Here is a 1,301-nt window from a genome sequence, read left to right on the forward strand (position 1 = left end):
TACGCAGTGCCTGTAACTCCGCTTGCAGCTTCTGCAGGCGTTCCAGGGTGAAGCCGCTGGCGCCCAGGATGCATTGCGGAATGGTTTGCGCCTTGTCGCGCAGCGCACGGCCCTGTTCCGTCAGTTCGACGATCACCACGCGCTCATCCTCGCGACTGCGTGTGCGGCTGAGCAAGCCTTCGCTTTCCAGGCGCTTGAGCAATGGCGTCAGCGAGCCCGGATCGGTCAGTAGTCGAGCGCTGATTTCTCCGACGGTCAAACCATCCTTCTCCCACAGCACCATCATCGCCAGGTACTGCGGATAGGTCAGGTTCAAGACCTGCAACAGGGGCTTGTAAACCTTGGTCATCATCAGCGAAGTGGAGTGCAGGGCGAAGCAGGCCTGGTTATCCAGCAGCAGGTCCTCGCAGGTATCGCGTTCGGAAGTCATGTCAAAGCCTTGTTCGAGAGTGGTCATGAATCTAGCGCTCGAACCTTTAATGCGCCAGATAATTTTCCCGTTCTAGTGCCGGCCCAGCTCGCGCTGCAGCGCCAGATCCCAGGGCGGCACCGGGCTAAACCGCGTTTTGAGGTATTCCAGCAGCAAACGGCTGCGCGAATGGGTTTGCTGTTCCATGCGTAATGCGTAGATACCGGTGGATTCCGGTTCCGGCAGACCGTGTTCGCAGAACAGCGGCAACAACTCACCGCGCAGCAGGTATTCGCTCGCCAGCCAGGTCGGCAGGTGTGCAACGCCCAATCCGGCCAGAGCGCCACATACCAGCGCTTCGGCATTGTTGGCACTCATGCGGATGCGACCCGGCCGATGCAGTTGCATCTGGCCGTCCTGCTCGAAGCGCCAGGCGAAAGGCGGGGCGAGGCCGTCCCAGTCGAGGCCGTCGTGTTCGGATAACTGCGCCGGAGCACTCGGTAAGCCTCGGCGCTTGAGATAGTCCGGGCTGGCACAGGCGATGCGCACAATACTTGCCAGCGGGGTGGCGACCAGTCGGGTGTCAGCCAGTTGCCCGGCGCGCAACACCAGATCGACCTTGCCCAGATTCGATCCGGCCATGTCGACGAAGCTGTCGATCAGGTGCAATTGCACATCCAGCCCCGGGTAGAGTACGAGAAAGTCGGCAATCGCTGGCGCCAGATGCCGTCGTCCGAAGGCTGCCGGCGCGTCAATACGGATCAGGCCTTCCGGCGCGCTGCTCAGGGACACGGCCTCGGCCCGGGCCAGTTGCAACTCGGCAATGATGCGCCGCGCCCGTTCGGCGAACGCCAGACCCGCGGGGGTGGCCAGCACGGCGTGGGTGCTGCGG

2 protein-coding genes are annotated in these 1,301 nt (G+C 62.6%); both read right to left on the reverse strand.

What is annotated here, in order from left to right; genetic code table 11:
- Nucleotides 1-430 (reverse strand): MarR family winged helix-turn-helix transcriptional regulator (locus tag DBR24_RS24280; RefSeq protein ID WP_177490675.1); only part of this gene is annotated, 430 nt, incomplete at its 3' end.
- Between the two features lie 72 nt (nt 431-502).
- Nucleotides 503-1,301, reverse strand: a 799-nt coding sequence (locus DBR24_RS24285) for a substrate binding domain-containing protein (protein WP_256591792.1), incomplete at its 5' end; no start/stop codon positions are given.

The sequence above is a fragment of the Pseudomonas sp. HMWF006 genome (assembly GCF_003061205.1).
Lineage (GTDB): Bacteria > Pseudomonadota > Gammaproteobacteria > Pseudomonadales > Pseudomonadaceae > Aquipseudomonas > Aquipseudomonas monsensis.